Genomic DNA, 24394 nt, shown 5'->3' with positions numbered 1-24394 from the left:
TCCGGCCGTGGGGTCAGGTGCGCCGCAGGCGTGGGGCCAGGGCCGCCATCACCGCCATGAGCGCCGGCAGCACCAGCATCGCCCACCGCAGGGTCGTCGCCTCCGCGAGGGCGCCGATCACCGGGGGTCCCGCGAGGAAGCCGACGTAGCCGACCGCCGAGACGGCGGCGATGGAGGAGCCGGTGCGTTCGGGGCGCAGGGCGGCCGCGTGGGCGAAGACCAGGGGGATGACCGCGGCCATGCCCAGGCCCAGCAGGGCGTAGCCGGCGAAGCCCGCCTGCGTCGTGGGGGCGAGGATCGGGATGAGGGCCCCGGCCCCCGCCAGCAGGGCGCACAGCAGGGTGAAGCGGACGGTGCCGAGGCGGGCCCGCAGCCGGTCGGCGGTGAGCCGGCCGATGACCATGCCCGCCGAGAAGACGGCGTACCCCAGGCCCGCCGCGCCGGGTGAGGCGCCGGTCTCCTCTTTCAGGTACACCGCGCCCCAGTCGTTGACCACGCCCTCCCCCATCAGCGCGCAGAAGGCCACGAGGCCGGGGATCCACAGGCCCGGCCCGGGCAGGGCCAGCAGGGGGTCCGGCCTGCCCCGGCCCCCGGCCCCCGGCGGGTCGGGGGCCAGGGCCGTGGCCGCGGCCCCCGCCACCACCAGCAGGACGAGGGCCGCCACGGTGAAGTGCGCCCGGATGCCGACCCCGGCGGAGGCGGCCAGTCCGCCGGCGGTGGCGCCGGTGATGCCGCCGAGGCTGAACATGGCGTGGAAGCCGCCGAGGACGGGGCGGCCGTAGGCCCGTTCGACGAGGACGCCCTGGGTGTTCATGGCGACGTCGACGGCCGTGTTGCCGCAGGCGAACAGGGCGAGGGCCGCCGTGAGCACCGCGAGGTCCGGGACGTGGGGCAGGCTCGCCAGGGCGCCCAGGTAGGCGGCCATGCCCGCGCACAGGACCGTGCGGCTGCCGTACCTGGACACCAGGCCGCCGACCAGCGGGAGCCCGAGGAAGGCGCCGCCGCTCAGGCCGACGAGGGCCACGGCCAGTTCCCCGGCGGACAGGTCCAGCCGGCTCTGGACGGCGGGCACCCGGGCGGCCCAGGTGGCGAAGGCGGCCCCGGTGACGAAGAAGACCGTGCCGACGGCCAGCCGCATCGTCCGCGGACTGCGGCCGCCGTGGCGGCAGGCGGCCGGGGCGTGTCCGCCCAGGGTCTCGGGCTCGTCGCGCATCCGGTTCCGTCCGTCCGTCATCGTGCCGAGTCGGCCGTCCGCCGGGTCAGGGCGATCAGTCCCTCGCGTTCCTCGACAAGGACCTTGTACAGGACATCGGCGTAGCGGCGCATCGTCGCCGTGTCGTTGGGCGGGCCGAAGGAGCTGAAGCTCTGTCCCAGGACGAGGCGGCGCAGGCAGACCTCCTCGGCGACGGGGTACTCCGCCGGGTCGTAGTGGTGTCCGGGGCGGGCGTGTCCGCAGCTCCAGGGGCAGCCCCGGCCGTAGCCGCGCATCTCCCGGAACAGGGTCTGGCCGGGGACCGGCTGGGGCTGCCAGCGCATGATGCCCAGTCCTTCGGCGTTCACGGCGCGGGCGAGGGCGTCGCGGAAGGCGGCGACGGGGAGGTCGTCGAGGCCGAGTTCCTCGGGCCGTACGAGGAGCGGGTAGAAGAAGTAGACGTGCGTGCGGTCCTCGGGGACGACGGGCGTGCGGATCCCGGGGACGCCCTCCAGGGCCCGGGTCAGGGCCGCCCCGTTGGCCTGCCGGACGAGGGACATCTCGGGCAGGCGGGTGAGCTGGGAGCGGGCGAAGGCGGCGGCGAGGACGTCGATGCGGTAGTTCCAGCCCATCATGCGGGCGTTGTAGTCGCGGCTCTGGCCCGGGAGTTCCTCGCCGAACATCAGCACCCGGCGGGCCAGCCGGTGCCGTTCCTCGTCGCGGGTCGCGAAGAGGCCGCCCTCGCCGAGGGCGGAGAGGGTCTTGGACCCGTTCAGGCTGGCGCCGCTCATCGCGCCGAGGGACCCGACGGGGCGGCCCCGGTACTCGGCGCCGTGCGCCTGGGAGGCGTCCTCGATGAGGACGAGCCCGTGCCGGTCCGTGACCGCCCGCAGGGCGTCGTGGTCGGCGGGCAGGCCGTTGAGGTCCACGGCGACGACGGCCCGGGTGCGGTCGGTGATCCGCTCCTCGATCCGGGCGGGGTCGATGTTGAACGTGGCGAGGTCGGTGTCCACGAAGACCGGGATCGCGTTGGCCTGGAGCACGCAGGAGGCTGAGGCGAGGAAGGTGTCGGCCGGCACCAGTACCTCGTCGCCGGGCTCGACGCCGGCGGCCGCGATCGCCATGTGCAGGGCCGCGGTGCCGGAGTTGGCGGCGAGGACGTACGGCATGCCGGTGAACTCGGCCCATGCCGCTTCCAGTTCGGTGACGGTGCGCATGGGCCAGTGCCAGGGGGTCGCCTGGTCCAGGGCGTCGAGCACAGCCTTGCGGTCGGCGTCGAGGACCTGCGGCCAGGGGGCCGGCCCGTTCCCGGCGAGCAGCGGGGAGCCCCCGTCGACGGCTAGCACGTCCCGGCCTCCTCACGGGCCCCGACGGCGGCGGGTGGCGTGAGCCTGCGGCGGGCCGGTGCCTCGCGGCGGAAGACCGCCCTGGCGGTGGGCAGTTCGGGGAAGGGGCCGAGCAGGGCGGCCAGGCCGGTGAGCCCCTCGGCCAGGGTGACCCGCGGGGTGAAGCCCAGCCCGCGCAGGCGGGTGACGTCGGCCAGGAGCGTGAAGCTGTCGGCCAGGCTGGAGGTGTCGGCGTCCAGCAGGGCCGGGCGGCCGGTGGCCGCGCCGACCGCACCGGCCAGCTCGCGCATCGAGACGGCGGTGCCGGTGCCCAGGTTGTAGGTCTCGCCGTCGGCGCCGCGTGCCGCGAGGGTCAGCAGGGCCCGGCACAGGTCCTCGACGTGGATGAAGTCGCGGCGCTTGCGGTCGATGTCGCCGACCACGGGGATGGGCCGCTCGTTGAGGTGCCAGCGCAGGAACTGGGAGACCTCCCCGCCGGCCCGGCGCGGGTCCTCGCCCGGGCCGTAGACGACGAAGGACCGGCCGATGACCACGGGCAGTCCGGCGGTCGCGTACAGGCTGCGCAGGGCCAGTTCGCCGGAGAGCTTCGAGGCCCCGTAGGGCAGGAAGGGCCGGGTGGGGTGGTCGTCCTCGCGGATGGGGCTGTGGCTCGGGGTCCCGTAGACGATGGCGGAGGAGAGGTAGACGAGGCGGCGCACGCCCAGTTCCAGGCAGGCGTTGCCGACGTTGCAGGTGCCGAGGGCGTTGAGGCGGAAGTCGCGGCGGGGATCGGCCACGGACTCGGTGCCGCTGGCGTTGCCGGCCAGGTGGAAGACGGCGTCGGCGCCCTGGAGCGCCAGGAGGGTCTCGCCGTAGTCGCACAGGTCGGTGCGGACGTGGGAGACGCCCGGCAGGGTTTCCAGGCCGGGGGGCAGGGGGGCCTGGTCGACGACGGTGACCTTCCGGGACAGCAGGCTGAGGGCGGTGACGAGGTGGCGGCCGACGAAACCGGCTCCGCCGGTGACGGCCACTTCTTCGTAGGGGGTTTCGGGGATGTCGGGGCCGTGGTGCACGATCGCTCCGTTCGGGGGTCAGGGCGAGGGGGGCGGCGGCGGGCGCGGACGGGCACTGACCGGAGGTCACCCGGGGCGCACCGGCCGGCGGGCACCCGGTGGTGCCCGGTGCGGCGGTGCCGTTCAACCCTGGCCCGGACCCGCGGTGCTCACGCCCCTGATCGGTTACGGCCCGACCAGTTGACCACGCGTCCTCCCCGGCGGCGCAAGGGGTGCCGGGCGAACTGGCCGAGACCGTCCGCCGGACGGCCGCTCGGGGGCGAGAAGAGCGGAGCCGGTCTGTTTCGGCGACGGCCGAGCCCGGACGGAGGCATTCCGCCCGAACCGGAAGCGGGTGCCGGGCCCTGCGGCGGGAGATCCCGGATGGCCGGTTCGACGGGGTTGACCTCGGCCCCGCCGCACGCGGCCGCCGCCGGGCCGAACTCCCCAAGGCGGAGGGGGCCCTGACGGCGCGTCTCACATGGCGGGACCACGCTGTCCGCGATCCGGTCACGGTCTTGCAGACGGCCGGGCCGGGCAAGTATTCCTATCAATCCGATGGGAAAAGTGGGGATAGGGCCCCGCCCCAGCCCCCGTTCACCGCCCACGCCTCCCGGCGGCCGGCGGGCACCACCCGACAACGTCCCGGAGCAGCCGATATGACCACCACCGTGCCCGCCGAACGCGCCCTCCGCCCGACCCCCGCGCCCCGGTGCGGCGCCCGGGCACGCCGGTGACGCCCGTGCCGACGACGACCCCGGGCACCGCGGGCCCCTCGCCCTCCGCCACCCGGCGGCGCGCGCTGCTGCGGACCGCCCGCGACGTGGCGGACGACCTGGCGGCGGACGCCATAGCCCGCGACCAGGCGGGCGAGCCGCCGGCCGACGAGTCGGCCCGGCTGCGCGAGGCCGGCCTGCCGGCCGCCCTCACCCCGCCCCGCTCCGGCCGCGGCACGGACTGGCGCACCGGATGCGCCGTCATACGGGAGGTCTCCGCGGCCGACAGCGCCATCGGCGAGCTGCTGGCCCGCCACTACGTCCACGCGTGGAGCGGACGCTTCTACGCGACCGACGAGCGCGCCGCCGCCCTCGAAGAGGACTCGGTGCGCGAGCAGTGGCTGTGGACCGGCTCGGTGCGCGCCCCCGCACCCCAGGACGACACCGAGCGGCCGGACCTGACACTGCGGCCGCGCACCACGGGCTACGTCCTGGACGGCCGCCGCCCCCTGGACACGGCACTGACCACCGCCGACCAGCTCGTGCTGGACGCCGTGTGCACGGCGACCGGTGACGTCCTGGTCGTACGGATCCCGCCCGGCACCCGGGGCGTGAGCCTGGAACCCGCCCGCGACCGCCTCGGCCAGCGCGCCGCCGGCGCGGGCGAGGTGGTCCTCGACCGCGTCGCCGTCGCGGCCGGGCAGGTGCTGGGCCGCCGCCCGCGCGACGAGGAGACGGCCGCGCCCTTCACCGCGCTGGCCGAGCCCGCGCTGCGGCTGGCCCTGTGCCACGTGGGCCTCGGCATCGCCGAGGGCGCCCTCGTCGAGACGCGCGACCTCAGCCGGAGCGGACGGGCGCACCGGCTGCCCGGCGAGGACCCGGACCTCTTCCTCACCTACGGGGAGCTCGCCTCCGCGGCCCAGACGGCCACCGCCGTCGTCGACCGGGCGACGGAGGTGACGGCGCAGGCCCTCGACGCCGGGACGCGACTCGACGCGGAGGAGGCGGCGGGCGTCGCCGCCCTGGTCGCCACCGCCGAGACCGTCACGTCGAAGGCCGCCCTGCACGTCACCGCCCGGGTACTGGAGTTCGCCGACGCCCCGGGACTGGACCGGTTCTGGCGCAACGCCCGGGTCCTGACCTCCCAGCGCCCGGTCGCGCACCGCCTGCGCTCCATCGGCGAGCACTACCTCAACGGCTCGCACCGCGCCGTGGCGGCGGCCTTCCGCTGACGCCGCGCGGCCCCGGCGGCCGTGGCGGCGGCCGGGGCCGCGCACGAGCCCGGCGGCCGGGGCCACCCGTGCGGGACGGCGGCCGGAGCCGTACGGGATAATGTCCGCATGCGGATCTCAGCCAGGGCGGACTATGCGGTACGTGCCGCGCTGCAGCTCGCCGCGTCCCAGGACGACGGCCCGGTGAAGGCCGAGGCCATCGCCGAGGCACAGGACATCCCGCACAAGTTCCTCGAGGGCATCCTGGGCGACATGCGCCGGGGCGGCCTCGTGCTCAGCCAGCGCGGCGGCAACGGCGGCTACCGGCTGGCCAGGCCGGCCGGGACCATCAGCATCGCGGACATCATCCGCGTCGTGGACGGACCGCTCGTCTCCGTGCGCGGGGTCCGCCCGCCGGACCTCTCCTACACCGGCCCCGCCGAAGCGCTGCTCCCCCTGTGGATCGCGCTGCGGGCCAACGTGCGCGAGATCCTCGACGGGGTCTCCCTCGCCGACGTCGCCTCGGCGGACCTGCCCGCCGACGTGTCCGCGCTGGCCCACACCCCGGGCGCCTGGACCAACCCCTGACACCCTGATCCACCTGCGGTTTCCCAGTCTGCGAGACGACGGCGTCCAGTATGTGGTCAGCCTCTTGGGGCGGGTGCCCCCGTCTGCCAATATGCCTACCAACCAGGTGGGAAAACTAGGAATCCAAGGGAGGCGATCATGCGCGCACCACATCGTGCGGACCGGACGCCGTCCCTGATCTCCCGCCGGCACATCGATCTGGTCCGTACGTCCAGCGCCATCTGTCAGCCTTCCTGACACCCTCCTCACCGGGCCGGGCCCCTGGCGGAACACCGCCCCGGCTCCGCGCCGGCCGCACCCCGCGCCGGGCGGACACCTCCCCCGGCCGCCCGACGGCCCGCCGTTCCCGTGCCACCGCGATCCCGCCGAACCCGGCCGGGAGCAGGCGCCCCGCGCACCGACGGCCTCCGGCGCCCACCACCCGCACGTCCCCGTACGCACGTCCCCACCACCCATCCCCCGAAAGGACACCTCCGTGTCTGCCGCAAGATCGCTCACCGCCCTCCGCGCCCTCGCCGTCACCGCCGCGCTCCCCCTGCTCCTCACCGCTTGCGGCTACGGCTCCGAGGCGAAGAAGGAGGACGAGCCGAAGGCGGCCGGCGCCAGCGCGGACGGCGGCCAGAAGCTCTCCGCGTCCGAGGTCCGCATCGGCTACTTCCCGAACCTGACCCACGCCACCGCCCTGGTCGGCCTCCAGGAAGGCCTCATCGCCAAGGAGCTCGGCGGCACCGCGATCAAGCCGCAGACCTTCAACGCCGGCCCCTCCGAGATCGAGGCCCTCAACGGCGGCTCCCTCGACATCGGCTTCATCGGCCCCTCCCCGTCGATCAACGGCTACGTCAAGTCCAAGGGCTCCAACCTGCGGATCATCTCCGGATCCGCCTCCGGCGGCGTCAAGCTCGTCGTGAACCCGGACAAGATCAAGACCCTGGACGACCTCAAGGGCAAGAAGATCGCCACCCCCCAGAAGGGGAACACGCAGGACATCGCGTTCCTCAACTGGATCTCCGAGAAGGGCTGGACGGTCGACCCCGAGTCCGGCAAGGGCGACGTCTCCGTCGTCCGCACCGACAACAAGGTCACCCCCGACGCCTTCAAGCAGGGCTCCATCGACGGCGCCTGGGTCCCCGAGCCCACCGCCTCCAAGCTCGTCTCCGACGGCGGCTCCGTCCTCCTCGACGAAACCTCCCTGTGGCCCGACAAGAAGTTCGTCATCACGAACATCATCGTGTCCCAGAAGTTCCTCAAGGAACACGCCGACGTCGTCGAGGCCGTCCTGCGCGGCACCGTCAAGACCAACGAGTGGATCAACGCCAACCCCGACAAGGCCAAGGCCTCCGCCAACGCCAAGCTCAAGGCCGACAGCGGCAAGGAACTCGACGCCAAGATCCTCGACCCGGCCTGGCAGTCCATCCTCGTCACCGACGACCCCCTCGCCTCCACCCTCAAGACCGAGTCCGACTGGGCCGTGAAGGCCAAGCTCCTGGAGAAGCCCGACCTCACCGGCATCTACGACCTCACCCTGCTGAACAAGGTCCTCAAGACCGCCGGCAAGCCCGAGGTCTCCGACGGCGGCCTCGGCACCAAGTAACACCCGGTCACGCCCGGCACGGCGGCACCGGCTCCCGGGGCACGGCCCCGCACGGAGCCGGTGCCGCCGTGCGCGGCGGACACCGGCCGGCGCCCGCCGTGCGGGCGGCACGGCGGTCTTGACAGCGCCCGGGCTCCGGCCGAGACTCCAGAACGGCGAATCCTGGTGAACCGGTAGGGAATCATGGGCTGTTCTGCGCGGAACCACGGCACCGACGGCGGGCGCACCGCCGTACCGCCGCTGCCGCGCCCCCTGTTGACCTCCCGCCGCCACATCGACCTCCTGCGCGTGTGCAGTGCGGCGAATCCCCCGCACCACGGCGGCCCCGCGCCCCGTCCCTGACCTTCCGCGCACGCATCCGCCGGTCCCGGCCGTACCGGAGCCGTCACCGGCCGTCCTCCTCGCACGCCCGTGAACGAGCACCCCCAGGGAGACGCATGTCCGCCATTTCCCCGAAAGCCGTGCCGTCCTTCCGCAGCAGGATCGGCCGTGACGCGCGCAGCGGCTACCCGGCCGTCCCGCACCGCTACCGGCTGCACCTCTCGCCCTCCGGGCCGTCCTGTCTGCGCATCGCGATCACCCACGGTCTGCTCGGCCTGGACGAGGCCCTCCCGGTGACCCCGCTGCCCGCCGTGCCCGACGCACCCGACGGCGGGCACCTGGCGCTGCGCCCGCTGTACCAGGCCAGCGCGCACCTGTACCCCGGACCGGCCACGGCCCCGGTGCTCAGTGACGACTGGACCGGACGCATCGTCAGCACGCACGCCCCGGACATCCTCGAAGACCTGGGACGCCGTTTCGACACCCGTGGCCTTCGCCTGCACCCGGACGGCGCCGACCGGCGGATCGAGGCCGTGGGCCGGCTCTGCGAGCAGGGCGTCAGCGCGGCCGCGCAGCGCGCCGGCCGCTCCGGCACCGACCCGGCGGTGCGCGAGACGGCTCTCGCCGTCCTGCTGCGCTCACTGGGCGCGCTGGACCGGCGGCTCGCCTTCGCCCCGTACGTCCTGGGCGATGAACTGACCTCCGCCGACGTGCAGTTGTGGGTGACCCTGGTCCAGCTGGACACGGTGCACCGCTGGCACCTGGACGCGGAGGCGGTGTACCGCCTCACCGACCACCCGCGTCTGTGGTCCTACGCCCGGCGGCTGGCGGCGCATCCGGCCTTCGCGCCCCACCTCGACCTCGACGCCGTCGCCCGCCGCCACCACGCCCAGTGCCGGGGCGAGGAGGCGGCCGGGGCGGCGGTGCGCATCGTGGACTGGCCGGAGCGGGTGACCGGCCCGGCCGCCGTCACCGGGCCCTGACCGCAGGGGCGTCACGCGGGTGTCACGCGGGCACCGCCCGGCCGCCGACGCTGCCGAGCCACAGCAGGTCGCGTGCCCGGGTCATCGCCACGAAGAGCCCGCTGCGCAGCAGTTCCGCACGCTCCAGGGCACTCTGCGGGCTCTGCGTGCCGGCCGGCGTCCCGCCGGCCTGCGCTCCGTTGGCGATGCCCGCGTCGTACCGGGGCAGGAAGACGTTCTTGAACTCCAGCCCCTTGGCCCGGTGATAGGTGCCCAGCTTCACCGCGTCCACGGGACGGCCGTCGTAACGCTCCAGCGGGCACACGCGGACGCCCGACCGCTCCAGCAGCCGCCGGTAGTGGGAGACGCCGCCCGCCGAGGGGCACAGGAGGGCGGTGTCGGCGAGCGCTCCGGCGGGCAGGGAGCGCAGGGCCTGCACGAGTTCGCCGTCGTGGGCGTCGGCCGTGGCCCCGGTGACGCGGACGACGTCCCCGTCGTGGTGGGTGAGGTCGACGTCGCGGCGGCCGGGGGTGCGCACTCCGTCGAGGTCCTCGAAGGAGTCGTCGGCCACGAGGGTGAGGGCCGCGTCCAGGATCCGGCCGCTGTTGCGGTAGTTGGTGCGCAGCACCTGCCCGCGGTCGCCCCGGATGTCGATGCCCGCGTCGGTGAGCCGGAAGCCCCCCGGGTACACGCTCTGCTGTCCGTCGCCGACGAGCAGCAGGCCGTTGGCGGCGTCGCCGACGAGGGCGTGCAGGAGCCGTACGCCGACGAGCGTGAGGTCCTGGACCTCGTCGGCGATGACGGCGGCGTACGGGGGCCGCTCGCGGGGGCGTGCCGCTTCGGCGAGGGCGAGGGCGAGGACGTCGTTGAAGTCGTGGACGTCACGCTCGCGGAGCTGTGACGCGTACGCCTCGTACAGCTCCCACACGGCTTCCCGTTGCGTACCGCTCAGGCTCACTTTCCGCCGTCGCCTGGGGACGGTCCTGTACTCCTCGAAACGGGTCAGGCCCCGCCCTTTGATGACGTAGTCGATCTCCTCGCGCCAGTAGCCGGGCGCCGGGTCGATCCGGGCCAGCGGGCCCTCGCGGCCGACGTCCTTCCAGGCGAGGCCGAAGGCGGTGTCGGCCTTGTCCTTGTTCAGCCGCACCGGTACGCCCCGCTCCTGGAGGAACGTCCGCGCCCAGGAGTGGAGGCTGCTGAACTCCACCCGGCCCGCGACGGCCGGGGCCATGGTCTCGAAGAAGGTGGCCTGTACCCGGGGCAGGTTGTTGGCGAAGGTGACGTACAGGAGGCGGCCCGTGGTCCGCCGGGCCAGGTGGGCCGTCCGGTGCAGGGCGACGACCGTCTTGCCGGTGCCCGTGGGTCCGCTGATGCGTGCGGGGCCGCCCCAGTCCCGGCGCACGAGGCCCACCTGATCGGGGTGGAGGAAGGTCATCCACTGCTCGATCGGCGCCCCCATGGCCTCCTTCAGGGGCTGGTCCCGCAACCCCTGAAGGTCGAACAGCCCCTCCGGGACGCCGTGTCGCGGGAGCCCGGACGCGGCGTGCGCGCGCCGGTCCACCGACGCGCCCTCGTGCTCCGGGAACATCCGCTCCAGGTGGTCGGCGATCGCCCGGACCGACGCGGGCCGCAGCCGGTTCCGCTGCGCCAGCAGCACGGGGCCGGCCTCCTGTTCTCCCAGGACCAGGATCCGGCCTCGTTCGGTGGGGGCCCTCCGCCCGGCGAGCACCATGACCGGCTGGACCGCCACCGGTGACATCCCGAGGGCCGCCACCGCGCTCTCGGCGGCCTTCGTGCCGGCGAGCAGCGCGGCCGCGCGCTCCTCCCTCGGCTCGTCGCCGGCCGTGACGTCGATGACGAAGACGCCCCCGGGCCCCACCAGCAGCACGTCCGCCCCCGGGGCCCGCGTCCCGGGCCACCGCCGGGTCACGAGCAACCGCCATCCGCGCGCGGTCAGGACCAGTAACCGCGCCAGGATCCGCTGCCCGTCCTCCCCGGCGTCCGTCCACCGCAGGGCCTGCCGGCGGGCGGCCTGCCAGTCCTCCCGGAGCAGCCGCTCCCGGCGCCGCTCCTCCTGCGCCCCTCGCGGTGCCGTCCCGAACGTCCCCATACCGAGCCCCCCTCGTACGCGGAGCAGAGAGCATAGGCCGGAACGGGACGGGAAGGCAGGGCGCGTGCGGAGGCACGGCGGGGTCCGTCATTTCATCCGCCGTACATGGAACCGGGGTTCCGCCGCGCCTACGCTCGTCGCCATGGCAGCAGGAATCCCCGCCGCGCGCCGCCACGTCGACCACGGGCCGGCGTCCGGCGCCCGCTGTACGGCCGCACCGGCGCGCTGACCGCGCCCCTCGGCCCTCCCCACCGGGACCCCCACCGGCCTCCGCGCCCGGCTCCCGCCTCTTCCCCCGCGCACCGCGCCCCCGCCGTGCGCCCACGCGCGCCTTCGCATCCAGGAGGAACAGCAGCATGAGCGAGAACCGACGACACCCGGTGAGCCGCCGGGGCTTCCTCGGCGGCGCCGCGGCCGTCGCGGCCGCCACGGCCGTCCCCGCCGCCGCACAGGTCGCCGCGGCCGGTCCCGCAGCGGCCGCAGGCCGTCCGAACATCCTGCTGATCGTCACCGACGACCAGCCCAAGCACACCGAGTGGGCCCTGCCCAAGACCGTGGCCTGGCTCGCGGACCAGGGCGTGAAGTTCACGCACGGGCACGTCACCACCCCGCTGTGCGCCCCCTCGCGCTCCAGCGTGTTCTCCGGACGCCACGCCCACAACCACGGCGTCCGCAACAACAAGGCCGCGCACGCGCTCGACCAGAGCACCACCGTGCAGAAGTACCTCCGGCAGGCGGGCTACCGCACCGGCCTGTTCGGCAAGTACCTGAACTCCTGGACCCTGGCGGACAACCCGCCGCACTTCGAGGAGTTCGCCCTCCTCCAGCCCGCGTACGTCGACGCCCAGTGGAACGTCAACGGCACCGTCCAGACCATCAACGGCTACACGACCACCATCGTCAAGAACCGCACCCTCGCTTTCCTCGACAAGGCCGCCACCGACACCCGGCCCTGGTTCGCCTACGTCACCCCGTACGCCTCGCACGGCCCGCGGACCCCCGAGGCGAAGTACGCGGACACCGCCGTACCGGCCTGGAACGGCCGCCCCTCCGTCCCCGAGGAGGACCGCGCCGACAAGCCCCCGTACATCCGCGAGGCCACCGGCACCCTCGCCGACGGCCGGGCCATCCGGGCGGAGCAGCTGCGGACCCTGCTCTCGGTCGACGACGCGGTGCAGGCCTTCAAGGACAAGCTCCAGGCGCTGGGCCAGCTGGAGAACACGCTGGTCATCTACATCGGCGACAACGGGTTCAGCTGGGGCGACCACGGCTGGACCGCCAAGTCGGTGCCCTACCGCCCGGCGCACGAGGTGCCCTTCTACCTCTCCTGGCCGGCCGGCGGCCGGGGCGCGGGGACGCAGGACGACCGGATCGTCGCCAACATCGACATCGCGCCCACCCTCCTCGACGCGGCGGGCATCACCCCCGCCGCGCCCCAGGACGGCCGCTCCCTGCTCTCCTCCCACAGCCGCGACCACCTGCTGGTGGAGTGGTGGAAGCAGGGCACGGCCACCGGCGGGACCCCGACCTGGTCCTCGTACGTCGCCAAGGACGAGCAGTACACGGAGTACTACGACCTGAGGACCGACGCGAGCGGCACGGTGTCCGGTACCGGGCAGGTCACCTTCCGCGAGTACTACGACCTGGCCGCAGACCCCTACCAGTTGACCAACCTGCTGCACGGGGCCACCCCCGCGCAGGAACAGGCCCTCGGCATCCCCGCCCTGGCCGACCGGCTGCACGCCGACCGCACCGCCTGATCACCCGCCGGCCGGACACCCCGCCCCGGGGTGCCCGGCCGGGCCCGTCCCATGGAGCCGACATGCCCGACTGCTGCACCCCCGGCCACGCCCACGCCCCCGTGCTCACCCTCGCCCCGCCACCCCGCGCGGCCGCGCCCTCGCGGGTGGCCCGGCAGCTGGTCGCGCTGCCCGGCGGCCGCTTCCTGATGGGGACCGACGACCCCGACGGGTTCCCCGCCGACGCCGAGGGGCCGGTCCGCGAGGTGGCCGTCAGGCCGTTCCGGATCGCCGCCACGACCGTGACCAACGCCGCCTTCGCCACCTTCGTCAAGGCCACGGGACACGTCACGGAGGCCGAGCGCTTCGGGTTCTCGTTCACCTTCGGCGCCTTCCTCGACGACCGGGTCGCCGCCGTCTCGCCTCCGGTGGCGGGCGTTCCGTGGTGGCGGGCCGTGGAGGGGGCGTCGTGGCGCAGCCCCGAGGGGCCCGGCTCGGACGTCACCCGGCGGCAGAACCACCCCGTCGTCCACGTCTCCTGGAACGACGCCCTCGCCTACTGCGCCTGGTCCGGCACCCGGCTGCCCACCGAGGCCGAGTGGGAGTACGCCGCCCGGGGCGGACTGGAGCAGCGGCGCTACCCCTGGGGCGATGAACTCACCCCCGGCGGCCGCCACATGTGCAATATCTGGCAGGGGGAGTTCCCCGTGCGCAACACCGCCGCCGACGGCTACGTCTCCACCGCCCCCGTGAAGTCCTTCCGGCCCAACGGCTTCGGCCTCTACAACACCGTCGGCAACGTCTGGGAGTGGTGCGCGGACCCGTTCACCCCCGGTGAGGAGGCCTCCCGCGCGATGCGCGGGGGCTCGTACCTCTGCCACGACTCCTACTGCAACCGCTACCGGGTGGCGGCCCGCAGCTCGAACACCGCCGACAGTTCGACGGGGAACATCGGGTTCCGGGTGGCGGCGGATCCCGTCGGGGCTTCCGCCGTCCTCCCGTGACGAGTTGACCGGCGGGGCCGTGCGTGCCGGGGCCGCCGTCCGGGTCATAGTGGATCACACCCGGGCGGCTTTCCGCCCCGCACGTACGACACGGGGAGTTCTCTCATGCGCATCCACCGGAGCCGGACCACGGCCCTGGCCACCCTCGCCGGGCTCGCCCTGGCGCTCACCGCCTGCGGGGGCTCCGGCTCCGCGGGCGGGGCGGCCGGGCCGCCGGCCACGAGCCCCGCCCCGGCGCCGTCCGGCTCCGCCCCGGCCCCCGGCCCGGACCCGGACCCGGCGCCGTCCGGCACCGCCACCCCGACGGCCGCCACCCCGACGGCCGCCGCAGCGAGCCCGTCGCCGGACGGCAAGGGCACGGGCGCCGCCGGGGCCGCCACCGACGACTCCTACGCGTACACCCACCCCTGTTCCGCGCGGAACATCACCGTCAAGGTCACCGCGCCGCAGGGCTTCCCGGCGACGGTCCGCGTCGTGACGGTGACCAACAACGGCGCGGCCACCTGCGGGCTCGACCTCCACCCCGCCGTCGGCTTCAGCGCCAAGGGCGCCGCCCTCGGTGTCCAGGCGACGCCCCCCGACGGCCTCGGTGGCGCGCCGGCCCACCCGGTGCGCCCGGGGGCCACCGCCTACGCGGCCGTGGACCTCAATCCGTCGGGGGGCGCCGGGCCGGTCGCCGACGAGATCAACATCCTGGCCGACCCCGCGCACATGCCGAACGCGGACGCCACCAGCCTGCCGCTCGCCACCCCGGCGGCCGTGTCCCGTCCGAGGGTCGGGGTGTACCACTTCAGCGCCCGGGACTCGTTCAACTCCCTCCGGTAGGAGCCCCGGACGGGCTCAGGCCACCGTGACGCGGGCCAGGGCCCAGGAGGTGTGGTCGAAGGACGTGCGGTTGTTGGCGTCCTCGACCACCAGGCGCAGCACGCGTACGCCGCGCACGTCCAGGTCGACCGCGACCGGGCCGCCGGCCGCCGTGAGCGTGGGGGTGGTCAGCAGCAGGCGGCCGTCTCCGTAGACCTTGGCGCGGGTGGCGCCGAGCGTGCTCTGCCGGGCGGAGAAGTCGTCGATGCCGACGAGGGCGGTGAACCGGGCGGCGGCCCCGCCGAGGTGGTAGGCGATCTCGCTGGGCGCGTGGACGCCGAGTCCCTTGGGGTAGGTGGTGCCCCCGAAGGAGATCGGCGGGCCGTCCCCGGCGGCGTTCTTGCCGTTCGAGGCGTCGCGTTCCACCGGTCCCCAGCCGTTCGTCGCGCTGATCCAGGTGAGGTCGGAGAGGTAGGAGTCGCGGGTGGGGGCCGGCGGCGGGGTGGGGACGGTCCCCGTGGCCGGGTAGCGGACCGGACCGCCCGGCGCGAGGGCGGTGCCTTCGGCGGTGAACGTCCAGGTGGTCGCCGGGGCGGCGTCCGCGGGCGGGGTGACCTGCCAGGACGCGGTGAGCCGGCCGCCTGCCGGGAGTTGCTGGGCGGTGGTCGGGGAGGCGGGGGTCACGGTCCATCCGGCGGGGGCCCGCAGGGTGAGCCCGGCGGTGGTCCAGGGGCGCGCGGAGCCGTTGTCGAAGGTGGCGGTGACGGTGAGGGCCTCGCCCGGGACGGCCAGGGCGGGCAGGGTCAGGCGGGTGCCGAATCCGGCACGGGGGTAGGGGTCCTTCCAGGAGGCGCGCATCAGTGCCACCAGTTCCGCGGTTCTGGCCGGGTACGTGGCGGCGAGGTCGCGGGTCTCACCGGGGTCGGCGGCCAGGTCGTACAGCTCGACCTGCCACTTCGCGTCGGGCAGGGCGTGGTCGCGTTCGGGGGCGAAGCGCACGGCCTTCCAGTTCTCGCGGCGGAGGGCCTCGGCGAGCCAGGTGGCGCGCTGGGCGTCCTGGGCGTTGGCGCGGCTGGTGACGCCGAGCTCGTCGCGGAACCAGTACAGGTGTCCGTGGCGGGCGGCGTCGGGGCTGCCGGCGAGCAGGGGCGCGGCGGAGAGTCCGTCCACGTCGGCGGGGGCGGGGGCCCCGCCGAGCTCGGCGAGGGTGGGCAGGACGTCGGTCAGGGGGGTGGGGCGGTCGGTGGTGCCCTGCCGGACCCGGCCGGGGCCCCAGGCGATGAGGGGGATCCGTACGCCGCCCTCGTAGAGGTTGCGCTTGTAGCCGCGCAGCGGGCCGTTGGCGTCGAACAGGTCGGGGTTGACGCCGCCCTCCTCGTGGGGGCCGTTGTCGCTGGTGACGAGGAGGACGGTGTCCTGTTCGAGGCCGAGGGCGCGCAGCCGGTCGACGACCTTGCCGACGAGGGCGTCGAAGTAGCTCACCTGGGCGGCGTGCCCCTTGTTCGCGGCGCTCCAGCCGCGGTCGGCGTAGGCGCCGGTGTCGGGGACGTCGCTGGGGGCGTGCGGCACGTTCGGGGTGAGCAGGAGGAGGAAGGGCTCCGCCGCGTGGTCGTCGATGAACTGCAGGGCGTGGCGTTCCAGCAGGTCCGGTGCGTACACGGCCTTCGCGCCGCCGGCGTTGGCGGGGATGGCCTCCTTGGCGTCGTTGTGCCAGAGGTACTCGGGGTAGTACTGGTGGGCGTGGCCGTGGTCGATGTACCCGTAGAACTCCTCGAAGCCGCGGGCGGCCGGGTGGCTGTCCTGGCCGGGAGCCTCCGGCCCGAAGCCCCATTTGCCGATCACGGCGGTCCGGTAGCCACGGGCCCGCAGCACCTGGGCGAAGGTGGTGTCGGCGGCGGTGAGGGAGCCCTGGCCGCCGGAGGACGGGTTGGCGCGGACGGTGGCGTGGCCGGTGTGGAGTCCGGTCAGGAGGGAGCCGCGTGAAGGGGCGCAGACGGCGGCGGTGGAGTAGGCGTCGGTGAAGCGGAGCCCCTCGGCGGCGAGCCGGTCCAGGCGGGGAGTGGTGATCAGCTTCTGTCCGTACGCGCCGAGTTCGCCGTAGCCGAGGTCGTCGGCGAGGACGACGACGAGGTTCGGCAGCCGGGCGGCGGGGGCGTCCGCCGGGGCCGTCACCGGCGTGGTCACGGCCCGGGCCGCCGGCGCGGCGGTGGCGGTCGTGGCGGTGAGGCCGAGCGCTGCGGTCGTACCGGCCAGGAACGTACGGCGGCTGGGCATGGCGGGATGCTCCTCTGGTGCGGGTCGCGGACGGGGCGGGTGCGCCGATCATGGGCCGCGCGGGGCCGCCGGAACCATGCACGGGGTATGAAGACCTTGTGACGGCGGCCATCCCCAGCCGTCCGCCCCCACGGCCCCCGCCGGACACGGGCGGCGGGGTCAGCGGCCTCCGTCCGGCCTCAGCTCGATGTGGTCCGCGGCCAGGTCCACGGCCACGCGGTGTTCCATGCCCAGGGCCGCCAGGAACTTCGCCGGGAGCTGGACCCGTCCGGAGCGGTCGAGGACCACGTACTCGCGTTCGCTGACGGACTCCTCGCCGTGCTCGTCGGTGACCAGGCTGCGCAGGACCTCGCTGCTGGTGCGGCCGTCGCGGATGGCCACGGTGCGGCGGACCTCGCCCGCCACCATGGGGTCGTGCGTCACGATGACGACGGTCACGCCGAGTTCCTTGTTCACGGTGCGGAAGGTCTCGAAGACCGCGGCGGCCGTCTCCGAGTCCAGCTCGCCCGTGGGCTCGTCGGCCAGCAGCACCTTGGGGTCGTTGGCCATCGCGACGGCGATCGCCACGCGCTGCTGCTGCCCGCCGGACAGCTGCGCCGGGTGCCGGTGCGCCAGGTCGCCGATCCCGAGGGCGTCCAGCACCTCCGCGACCCGGGCGGCGCGGCGCGCGCCGGCACCGCGCCGGCCGCCTCCGCCTCCACCTCCGCCTCCCCTCAACTGCATGGGCAGGGCCACGTTCTGGGCGGCCGTCAGGAACGGCAGCAGGTTGCGGGCGGTCTGCTGGAAGACGAAGCCGACGGCCTCGCGCCGGTAGCGCAGCCGGTCCCGCGCCGAGAGCTCCAGCAGGTCGTAGCCGGCGACGGCCGCGCTGCCCGCCGTCGGGACGTCCAGGCCCGCCAGGATGTTCAGCAGGGTGGACTTGCCGCTGCCCGAGGCCCCGACGAGGGCCACCAGATCACCCTGGGCGACGGTGAGTTCCAGTCCCTGGAGGGCCTGGACCTCGACGCCGTCCGCGCTGAAGATCCGTACCAGGCGGTCGCAGGCGATGGCGGCGTCCACGGCCGGGGTGCGGGACTCCGTGGCGGCCTCCGCCCGGCGGCGCAGTTCCTCGTACGTCGGCTGGTCGGTGTTCAACGCTGGTCTCCCGCTCTCAACTCGGTGGTGATCTGCCGTCGCCCGGACGTCGCCGCCTCGACGAGCACGGCCGCGGCGACCAGGGCGGCCAGGCCCAGCGCCGGTGTCAGTACGGCTCCGGCGAAGAGCCCCACACCGGTCGGCGCGCTCGCGCCGACCAGCGTGGACAGGTCCATCGCCGGGCCCAGCAGCGCCACCGCGGCCGCCGCCGTCAGGGCCCCGCCCAGCGTGGCGGCCAGGGTCTGCGGCAGGGCCTCGGCGAGGATCAGCGCCACGCCCTGGCGGCGGCGCAGCCCCATCGTGCGCAGCCGGGCCAGCAGCGCCGCGCGTTCGGGGACACTGCGGAGGAGCGTGAGCAGGACGGCCAGCAGCGCGAAGCCGGCGGCCGCGGCCACGCAGGACCAGAACAGGCGCTCGGCCGAGCCCTGCAGGGGATCGGCGCCCAGCTCGGCGACGTACTCGGCGCTGGTGCGCACCAGGTACCGCTCCCCCGCGTCCGGGTCCTGCCGCGCGGCGGGCTCCGGGGCCGGGTCCGGCGACGGGGTCGACGGGGCGGCCGAGGGCGCCGGGGAGGCCGCTGGAGGCGTCGCCGACGGCGCCGGGCGGGCGGCGCGGGTCAGGGCGCGCAGCCGCTCCGCGTCGACGGAGCCGGTGGCGAGCCACCGGTTGGGGTGGGCCGCGCCGCGGATCAGGGCCGTGGCGGGGCCCGCCGGCAGGACGACCGTCTCGCCGCCCGGGCCCGAGGGGGCGGGGGTGCAGTCGATCACGCCGGCGGAACGCACGCGCAGTTCCCCGCCCGTGCCCGGCCGCAGGGTGTGGGTGCCCGGGGCGGCCTGCCGGGCCAGGCCGGCGCTGAACAGCACCGGCACCGGGGCCTCGGCGGAACCCGTGCCGCCCCCGCCCAGCAGGGCGGGGGCGAAGGCGCCGCAGCCCAGGGCCCGGGAGAGGGCCGCGTAGGCGGCGGGCTCCGCGACGACGAGGGTGACGCGGGTGCGGTCCCGGGAGGTGCCGAGGACCCAGGAGTCGTCGTCCGTCCACAGCGCCACGGACGTCCTGACGCCCGGCAGTCCGTCCGCGGCCTTGACCAGCCCCTCGGGGAGGGTGCCGGCGCCGACGGCGGAGATCGCGGCGTCGCCGCCGATCGTCCGGTGCGCCCCGGCCAGGCGGGCGGCGTCCACGGATCGCAGGACCGAGGCCCCGAACCCGCCGGTCGTGACGGCCAGGAGCAGCGCGATGAGCGGCAGGACGGAGGGTCCGGTCCGGCCCCGGGCGGGCGCGGCGGAGCTCCGTCCGCCCGGGCCTCGGGCGGCGCGGGCCAGTCCGAGGAAGCCGACCAGCCCGCGGCTGCGGCCGGCCGCCCGGGCCAGCCCCGCGGTGACGAGGGGCAGGATCCGGGCCAGCAGCAGTCCCCCGCACAGGGCGAGCAGCAGCGGGGCGGCGATCAGCAGCGGGTCCACGCCGCTGCCGGAGGGGGCGACGCCCCGGCGGCGGACCTCCAGTACGGCGGCGCCCGTGGCCGCGAGGACGAGCAGTTCCGCGACGGGCCTGCGCCACCGCGCGGCCGGGCGCGGCGGGGACAGCAGGACGGCCGCGCGGACGGGGAAGGCCAGCAGCGCGAGCAGGGTGACGGCGGCGGCGGAGATCAGCGAGGCCGCGAGCCGGGGTGTGGGCAGCAGCAGGACGGCGAGCGCGGTGGCCGCCGCGGCCGCCGGGAGGACCGTGACGGCGCCCTCGCCCAGGAGCCGGCCGACGATCCCGGCCCGTGAGCCGCCCCGGGCCAGCAGCAGCCTCAGCTCGGGTTCCCGGCGGTCCGCGGCGAGCGCGCCCGCCAGGCACAGGACGACGAGGGCGACCCCGGCGACCCCGGCGGGTCCGATGGCGGCGAGCGGAGCGGCGGCCCGGGCGCGGGCCCGGGCCTGGGTGAACAGCTCGGGCAGCCGCGAGTTGGTGCGGAGCATCTCCCGCCCGGTCTGTGAGACCAGTTCGGCGGCGACGGGCCCGGTGACGTACGAGGCGATGTCCCGCTCGGTGGCGGCGAGCCGGTCGGCCCGCAGCCGGCCGGTGTCCACCGGAAGCCGCCAGAAGTCCTCGGCGGTGGAGCTCCAGCCGTCCAGGCGGGGCAGGTCGGCGGCTCCGACGAGGGCGTCGGCGGCCCAGTAGGCGTTGTCCCCCTGGTGGTACGCGCAGGCGAAGGCGAGGCAGCCCAGGTCCACCCAGAAGTCCTCGGTCTCGTCCGCGACCGCGTAGAGGCCGACGACCTCCGCGCGGGGACCGCCTCCGGGCACGGGCGAGGTCGTCAGGACCGATCCGAGGCGGGCGCCGATGGTCCGGGCGGCGCGCTGCGAGAGCGCGATCTTCAGGGGAGGTCCGTCCTGGGCGGCCGTGCCGGGGGCCGCGGGGGCGTCGGCCGGCCAGTTCCCCTCCACCAGCCGTACGTGGGCCCGGGCGTCGCGTACGTACAGCAGGCGCATCACGGGCGGCAGGCCGGACGGGGCGTCGAGTTCCGGGTTCAGCAGTCCCCGGCCCTTGACGGTCCAGGTGCCGTACACCACGGTGTCCGGGTCGACGTGGAAGCTGCCCCCGGTGTGCGCGAGGAGGGTTCGCCGCGTCGTGTCCAGGAGGTCGGTGCCCTGGTCCCGCTCCGGGGGCGGCGCGGTCGCGGTCAGGCTCGTGTAGCCGGGCCCGCCGCGCTGGAGGAAGGAGCGCAGTGCCTGGTCGGCGCCCCGGTCCTGGGCCCTCGGCAGCGCGGCGGCCAGCAGGACGGCGACGAACGCCAGCACGGCGGCGAGCAGGGTGCCCAGTTTGGCCGCCCGCAGCCGGGTGGCGACCCACGGCGCGGGCCCTGCGGCGGCCGGGGCCGGCCTCGGGGTGGCGGAGGGCCGCGGGGTCGTGGGCGGCGGCAGGGTGGTCACATCTCCTCCACGGGGCGCAGCCGGGCGGCGATGTCGCGGCCCCGGGGGCCGCTGAAGGCGGCGGCGAGCAGGGGTACGGCGGCGATGGCGGCGGCCGTCAGCAGGGTCTGCCAGAAGGGCATGTCCACCCGTACGGGCGGGAACGGCCGCTGGGCGGCGGGTGTCAGCACGACCAGGGGCGCCATCAGGTGGACGAGGGCGACCCCCAGCCCGGTCCCGACGGCGGTCCCGAGGAGGATCAGCACGCCCCCCTCGGCGGCGGCGGCCCGGGCCAGCGACCGGCGCGGGGTGCCGAGCGCGAGCAGGACCGAGAACTCCCGGGCCCGTACGCGTCGTTCGGCGGCGGTGGCGGCGGCGAAGCCGATGGCGGCGAGGACCGCGCAGGCGGCGGCGAGGGCGGCCAGCGCGCTCTGCGGGCCGGCGCTCAGCGGGTCGTCGAGCAGGCCCGCGGTGATCTCCCCGCTCAGCTGGACGCGTTCGGTCCGCACCCCCCGGCGGAGCGCGTCGGCGGCGCGGGCGGGGACGGGGTCGGCGGCGGAGACGGCGGGCAGCCACCATTCGGTGGGCTCGGCCGGCTGCTGTCCGGCGGTCTCCAGCAGGAACCGGCCGAGGGTGCGCAGGTCGACGGCGAGCGCGGTCCGTCCGGCCGTGGGGAGGGCGTCCACGGCTCCGGTGATCCGCAGCGGGACGGTCACCCCGTCGAGGGTGATGTGCACCGTGTCGCCGGTGGCGGCGCCGAGGGAGCTCAGGTAGCGGGTGGTGGCGACGGCCGGGACGGGGGTGGCGGGCGGGGCGGCGGGCGTGGGGAACAGCAGGGCGTGGACGCCCTTGTCGGTGCCGAACCCGCCCCAGTAGCGCAGCTTCAGCCAGTCGGTGGAGCCGTCGGCGGCGGGTGAGAGGACGGGGACTCCGGCGGCGCGGGGGCCGTCCGGGGGCGCCAGTCGCCAGCCCCCGGCGGGGCCGGGTGCGGCCGGTGCGGGGACGGCGGTGGCCGCACCGTCCACGGTGTCGGAGACGGCGATCCGGCGCAGGGTCAGCTCGGCGCCGTCTCCGGCGGGGCCGCCGTCCCCGGCGTACGTGAGGTGGACGCCGGCCAGCGCCAGCGGGGTCGCGGCCGAGCCGATGGGGGCGTCGGTCAGGGCGTCCAGCGGGAAGCGGAGGGTGGTGTCGCCGCCGGGGGGCAGGGTGGCCTGCGGTGTCGTGTGGGTGGCCCCGTACCGGTCGCGCAGGAGCAGGCTCACGGCGGCCCGGCTCATCCCGGTGGACCGGACCGTCACGTCGAGGTCGACGCGGCGGGGGGAGCCGGGCAGGGGGACCCCGGGGGCCTCGGCGGGGGTGGCGAGCGGGGCCAGCAGCTCCCGCAGGTCGCGTCCGCCGCGCAGGTCCGCGCGCAGCGGTACGTATCGGCCCGTCTTGGCGGAGTCCAGCGCGAGGAGTTCTGCGGTGCCCCCGCCGGGCAGCGGCTGGTCCCGGCGGACGACGGGGATCAGCCGGTCGGCGCCGGGGAGGGCCCCGTAGCGGCCGCCCTGTCCCATCGGGGACATGCCGCTGCCGGAGATCCGCAGTCCGCCGGCGGTCGCGAAGTCCGCCTGGTCGCGCTGGGAGGTGGTCCAGGCGGCGTGCTGGCCGAGGGCGAGGACCCCGCTGGAGACGGCGAGCACCAGCAGCAGCACGGGCCCGGTGGCCCGGCCGGGCCGTCGGGCGAACTGCCAGCCGAGCAGGGCGGGGCCGAGGCTGCGGCCGCGCGCCGCCAGGCGCCCCCCGGCCCGGGTGGCGAACGGCAGCAGCCGCAGGACCAGCAGCGTGCCCGCGCACAGGGCGAGGACCGGGGCGGCGACCAGCACGGGGTCCACGCCGAGGCCGCCGTCGGCGGGGGCGGCGCCCGAGGGGGCGTCGTCGGTGCCGCCGTGCTGTGAGAGCTGCTGGTGGCAGAGGACGGCGAGGGCCACCACGGCCAGGTCCAGTCCGGAGCGGGCGGCGCCCGTGACCAGGGCCTGCCGGCCGCCGGCCCGGCGCAGTACGGCGGCCGAGGCCCCGCGCAGGGCGGAGGGGAGGGTCGTGAGCAGGACGCAGGCCAGGGCGCAGCCGGCCGCGACCGGCCAGACGAGCCAGGTGTCCGGGATCTCCAGGTGGACGCGCCCGACCGGTCCGAAGCGGCCGAAGAGGCGCAGCAGGGGCGGTGCGAGCAGTGGTGCCAGGACGGCGGCCGGGAGGGCGAGCAGCAGTGCCTCGGCCGCGCTCAGCACGCCGAGGCGGCGGCGTGAGGCGCCGCGGGCGGTGAGCAGGACGCGCTCCGGTTCCTGGCGGACCGTCATCAGGTGGGAGACGAGCAGGAGGGTGGCGGCCGCGAGGACGGCGAGCTGGAGCGCGCCCACCAGGAGGGTGGAGCGGGCGACGAGCAGTCCGGAGTCCAGCCGGGCGAGCAGTTCGGGCAGGTCGGTGGCCACCTGGAGCGAGCCGGTGCGCTTCAGCGCGGCGCCGGCGGGGCCGGTCGCGGCTCCGACGGCCCGGGCCTCGGCGGTTCCGATCGTGCCCAGGTCCGGGGTCAGGAGGGTGCCGCGGTAGTTCTGCGGGAGGCCGCCCGTGGTGAAGGCGGTGTCGTCCACCATGAACGGGCCGTAGGTGGTGAAGCTCGCGACGTGGATCTCGCGGCCGCCGAGCGGGTCGAGCCGCCAGTACCCGGCGTCCGGATCGGCGGCCCGGTACACGCCGGTGACCAGGACCGTCAGCGGGGACCCGCCGAAGCGGTCGTCCAGCCGGACCTGCGCGGGCAGCGCGGAGTCGGTCAGGCCGAGGCGGGCCAGGGCCGCGCGCGGGACGGCGGCCTGGGGCGGCGCTCCGGATCCGACGGCGGCGGTCACCGGCTGCGGCCACCGGCCGGCGAGCAGCCGTACGCTGTCCCGGCCGAGGGCGGCGAACAGGGTCAGGTCGGCGTCGCGGCCGGAGACGGCGGGGCCGGGCAGCCCGTAGGAACGGCTGAGCGCCACGCTCCGCGAGTCGACCGGGAACCGTCTGAAGACCTGGTCGGCGTAGGCCCGTACGGCGGCGTCGTCCTGGGCGCGGGCGGAGGCGGGGCGGCCGCTGGTGATCACGACGGCCGTCCCGGCCCGTTCGGGGCCGGTCAGGGCACGGCGCAGCCCCTCCTCCCCCACGCCGCGGGTGAAGGCGGTGAGCGCGGTCAGAGCCGTCGCGGTGATCAGTACGGTGAGCAGCGCGGCGACGGCGAGCGGCCATCGCCCGCGCAGCCGGCGCACGACGAAGCCGAGCACGTGTTCCGTTCCTCCCCCGTCCGGACTTTCGGTACCGGATAGCGGACGATGCTGTCAGATTCGGACGGAGAGAGGAAGGGACTTGCGTGACGGGAGTGGCGAGTGCGCAAATGTGAGCACAAAGCGACAGCGGCGCCGTACGCACGGGAGGCGGGCCCGGGGCGCCGCTCGGACAACTCCCCGGGGGACC

General features: G+C 75.7%; 16 protein-coding genes. 8 read left to right on the top strand and 8 right to left on the bottom strand.

Annotation, left to right across the window (positions count from 1 at the left end; genetic code table 11):
• Window positions 1-13: 13 nt before the first annotated feature.
• Genes ABT403_RS01195 through ABT403_RS01185 form a run of 3 tightly spaced genes read right to left on the bottom strand, consistent with a single transcriptional unit; the run spans window position 14 to window position 3590 of the window.
• On the bottom strand, window positions 14-1234 hold the full coding sequence (locus tag ABT403_RS01195) for an MFS transporter (protein WP_344167419.1): 1221 nt from the start codon (window positions 1232-1234) through the stop codon (window positions 14-16).
• Window positions 1231-2538 (bottom strand): DegT/DnrJ/EryC1/StrS family aminotransferase, encoded by a 1308-nt coding sequence (locus ABT403_RS01190; protein ID WP_344167422.1) that lies wholly within the window; start codon window positions 2536-2538, stop codon window positions 1231-1233. The genes ABT403_RS01195 and ABT403_RS01190 overlap by 4 nt, the downstream gene beginning before the upstream one ends.
• Window positions 2532-3590: an NAD-dependent epimerase/dehydratase family protein gene (locus ABT403_RS01185; RefSeq protein ID WP_344167425.1), complete on the bottom strand. Its 1059-nt coding sequence runs from the start codon at window positions 3588-3590 to the stop codon at window positions 2532-2534. Before ABT403_RS01185 ends, ABT403_RS01190 begins: the two co-directional genes overlap by 7 nt.
• 721 nt (window positions 3591-4311) lie before the next feature.
• Between ABT403_RS01185 and ABT403_RS01180 the strand changes: the two genes are divergently transcribed.
• The 5 genes from ABT403_RS01180 to ABT403_RS01160 all read left to right on the top strand — a co-directional run bounded on the left by ABT403_RS01180 (window position 4312) and on the right by ABT403_RS01160 (window position 8979).
• Complete coding sequence (locus ABT403_RS01180) at window positions 4312-5517, top strand: acyl-CoA dehydrogenase family protein (protein ID WP_344167428.1); 1206 nt, start codon at window positions 4312-4314, stop codon at window positions 5515-5517.
• Window positions 5518-5625: 108 nt separating this feature from the next.
• Window positions 5626-6084, top strand: a complete 459-nt coding sequence (locus ABT403_RS01175) for an RrF2 family transcriptional regulator (protein WP_344167431.1) — start codon at window positions 5626-5628, stop codon at window positions 6082-6084.
• Between the two features lie 138 nt (window positions 6085-6222).
• Window positions 6223-6321: a putative leader peptide gene (locus tag ABT403_RS01170; protein WP_351647471.1), complete on the top strand. Its 99-nt coding sequence runs from the start codon at window positions 6223-6225 to the stop codon at window positions 6319-6321.
• Window positions 6322-6559: 238 nt separating this feature from the next.
• A complete protein-coding gene (locus tag ABT403_RS01165; protein WP_344167434.1) occupies window positions 6560-7675 on the top strand; it encodes an aliphatic sulfonate ABC transporter substrate-binding protein in 1116 nt (371 codons plus the stop codon).
• Window positions 7676-8112: 437 nt separating this feature from the next.
• A complete protein-coding gene (locus ABT403_RS01160; protein ID WP_344167437.1) occupies window positions 8113-8979 on the top strand; it encodes a glutathione S-transferase C-terminal domain-containing protein in 867 nt (288 codons plus the stop codon).
• A gap of 22 nt (window positions 8980-9001) precedes the next feature.
• On the opposite strand, the gene ABT403_RS01155 is transcribed toward ABT403_RS01160, so the two are convergent.
• Window positions 9002-11068: a nuclease-related domain-containing DEAD/DEAH box helicase gene (locus ABT403_RS01155; RefSeq protein ID WP_344167440.1), complete on the bottom strand. Its 2067-nt coding sequence runs from the start codon at window positions 11066-11068 to the stop codon at window positions 9002-9004.
• A gap of 356 nt (window positions 11069-11424) precedes the next feature.
• Here ABT403_RS01155 and ABT403_RS01150 point away from each other — a divergent pair, with 356 nt between their 5' ends.
• The 3 genes from ABT403_RS01150 to ABT403_RS01140 all read left to right on the top strand — a co-directional run bounded on the left by ABT403_RS01150 (window position 11425) and on the right by ABT403_RS01140 (window position 14636).
• Window positions 11425-12828, top strand: a complete 1404-nt coding sequence (locus ABT403_RS01150) for a sulfatase family protein (protein WP_344167443.1) — start codon at window positions 11425-11427, stop codon at window positions 12826-12828.
• A gap of 62 nt (window positions 12829-12890) precedes the next feature.
• Entirely contained in the window at window positions 12891-13811 is a 921-nt protein-coding gene (locus tag ABT403_RS01145; protein ID WP_344167446.1) for a formylglycine-generating enzyme family protein, read from the top strand.
• 105 nt (window positions 13812-13916) lie between these two features.
• Complete coding sequence (locus ABT403_RS01140; RefSeq protein ID WP_344167449.1) at window positions 13917-14636, top strand: DUF4232 domain-containing protein; 720 nt, start codon at window positions 13917-13919, stop codon at window positions 14634-14636.
• Window positions 14637-14651: 15 nt separating this feature from the next.
• Here the strand turns inward: ABT403_RS01140 and ABT403_RS01135 are convergent, their stop codons facing one another.
• The 4 genes from ABT403_RS01135 to ABT403_RS01120 form a co-directional block, all read right to left on the bottom strand.
• Window positions 14652-16889: a sulfatase family protein gene (locus tag ABT403_RS01135; protein WP_344167452.1), complete on the bottom strand. Its 2238-nt coding sequence runs from the start codon at window positions 16887-16889 to the stop codon at window positions 14652-14654.
• A gap of 159 nt (window positions 16890-17048) precedes the next feature.
• Window positions 17049-18023, bottom strand: coding sequence for an ABC transporter ATP-binding protein (locus ABT403_RS01130; RefSeq protein WP_425580316.1), 975 nt, complete (start codon window positions 18021-18023; stop codon window positions 17049-17051).
• Window positions 18020-20935, bottom strand: a complete 2916-nt coding sequence (locus tag ABT403_RS01125) for a hypothetical protein (protein WP_344167455.1) — start codon at window positions 20933-20935, stop codon at window positions 18020-18022. Before ABT403_RS01125 ends, ABT403_RS01130 begins: the two co-directional genes overlap by 4 nt.
• A complete protein-coding gene (locus tag ABT403_RS01120; RefSeq protein WP_344167458.1) occupies window positions 20932-24204 on the bottom strand; it encodes an FtsX-like permease family protein in 3273 nt (1090 codons plus the stop codon). The genes ABT403_RS01125 and ABT403_RS01120 overlap by 4 nt, the downstream gene beginning before the upstream one ends.
• Between the last annotated feature and the right edge of the window lie 190 nt (window positions 24205-24394).

The sequence above is a fragment of the Streptomyces sp. NPDC000075 genome (assembly GCF_040301925.1).
In the GTDB taxonomy this organism is placed as follows: Bacteria; Actinomycetota; Actinomycetes; order Streptomycetales; family Streptomycetaceae; genus Streptomyces; species Streptomyces polychromogenes.
Note: the sequence above shows the minus strand (reverse complement) of the source record. Positions and strands in the feature narration are given on the sequence as shown.

Coding starts and splice junctions, on each gene's coding strand:
- ABT403_RS01155 (WP_344167440.1), bottom strand. CDS start 11,068: ATGGGGACGTTCGGGACGGCACCGCGAGGGGCGCAGGAGGAGCGGCGC.
- ABT403_RS01160 (WP_344167437.1), top strand. CDS start 8,113: ATGTCCGCCATTTCCCCGAAAGCCGTGCCGTCCTTCCGCAGCAGGATC.
- ABT403_RS01140 (WP_344167449.1), top strand. CDS start 13,917: ATGCGCATCCACCGGAGCCGGACCACGGCCCTGGCCACCCTCGCCGGG.
- ABT403_RS01170 (WP_351647471.1), top strand. CDS start 6,223: ATGCGCGCACCACATCGTGCGGACCGGACGCCGTCCCTGATCTCCCGC.
- ABT403_RS01135 (WP_344167452.1), bottom strand. CDS start 16,889: ATGCCCAGCCGCCGTACGTTCCTGGCCGGTACGACCGCAGCGCTCGGC.
- ABT403_RS01175 (WP_344167431.1), top strand. CDS start 5,626: ATGCGGATCTCAGCCAGGGCGGACTATGCGGTACGTGCCGCGCTGCAG.
- ABT403_RS01195 (WP_344167419.1), bottom strand. CDS start 1,234: ATGACGGACGGACGGAACCGGATGCGCGACGAGCCCGAGACCCTGGGC.
- ABT403_RS01150 (WP_344167443.1), top strand. CDS start 11,425: ATGAGCGAGAACCGACGACACCCGGTGAGCCGCCGGGGCTTCCTCGGC.
- ABT403_RS01145 (WP_344167446.1), top strand. CDS start 12,891: ATGCCCGACTGCTGCACCCCCGGCCACGCCCACGCCCCCGTGCTCACC.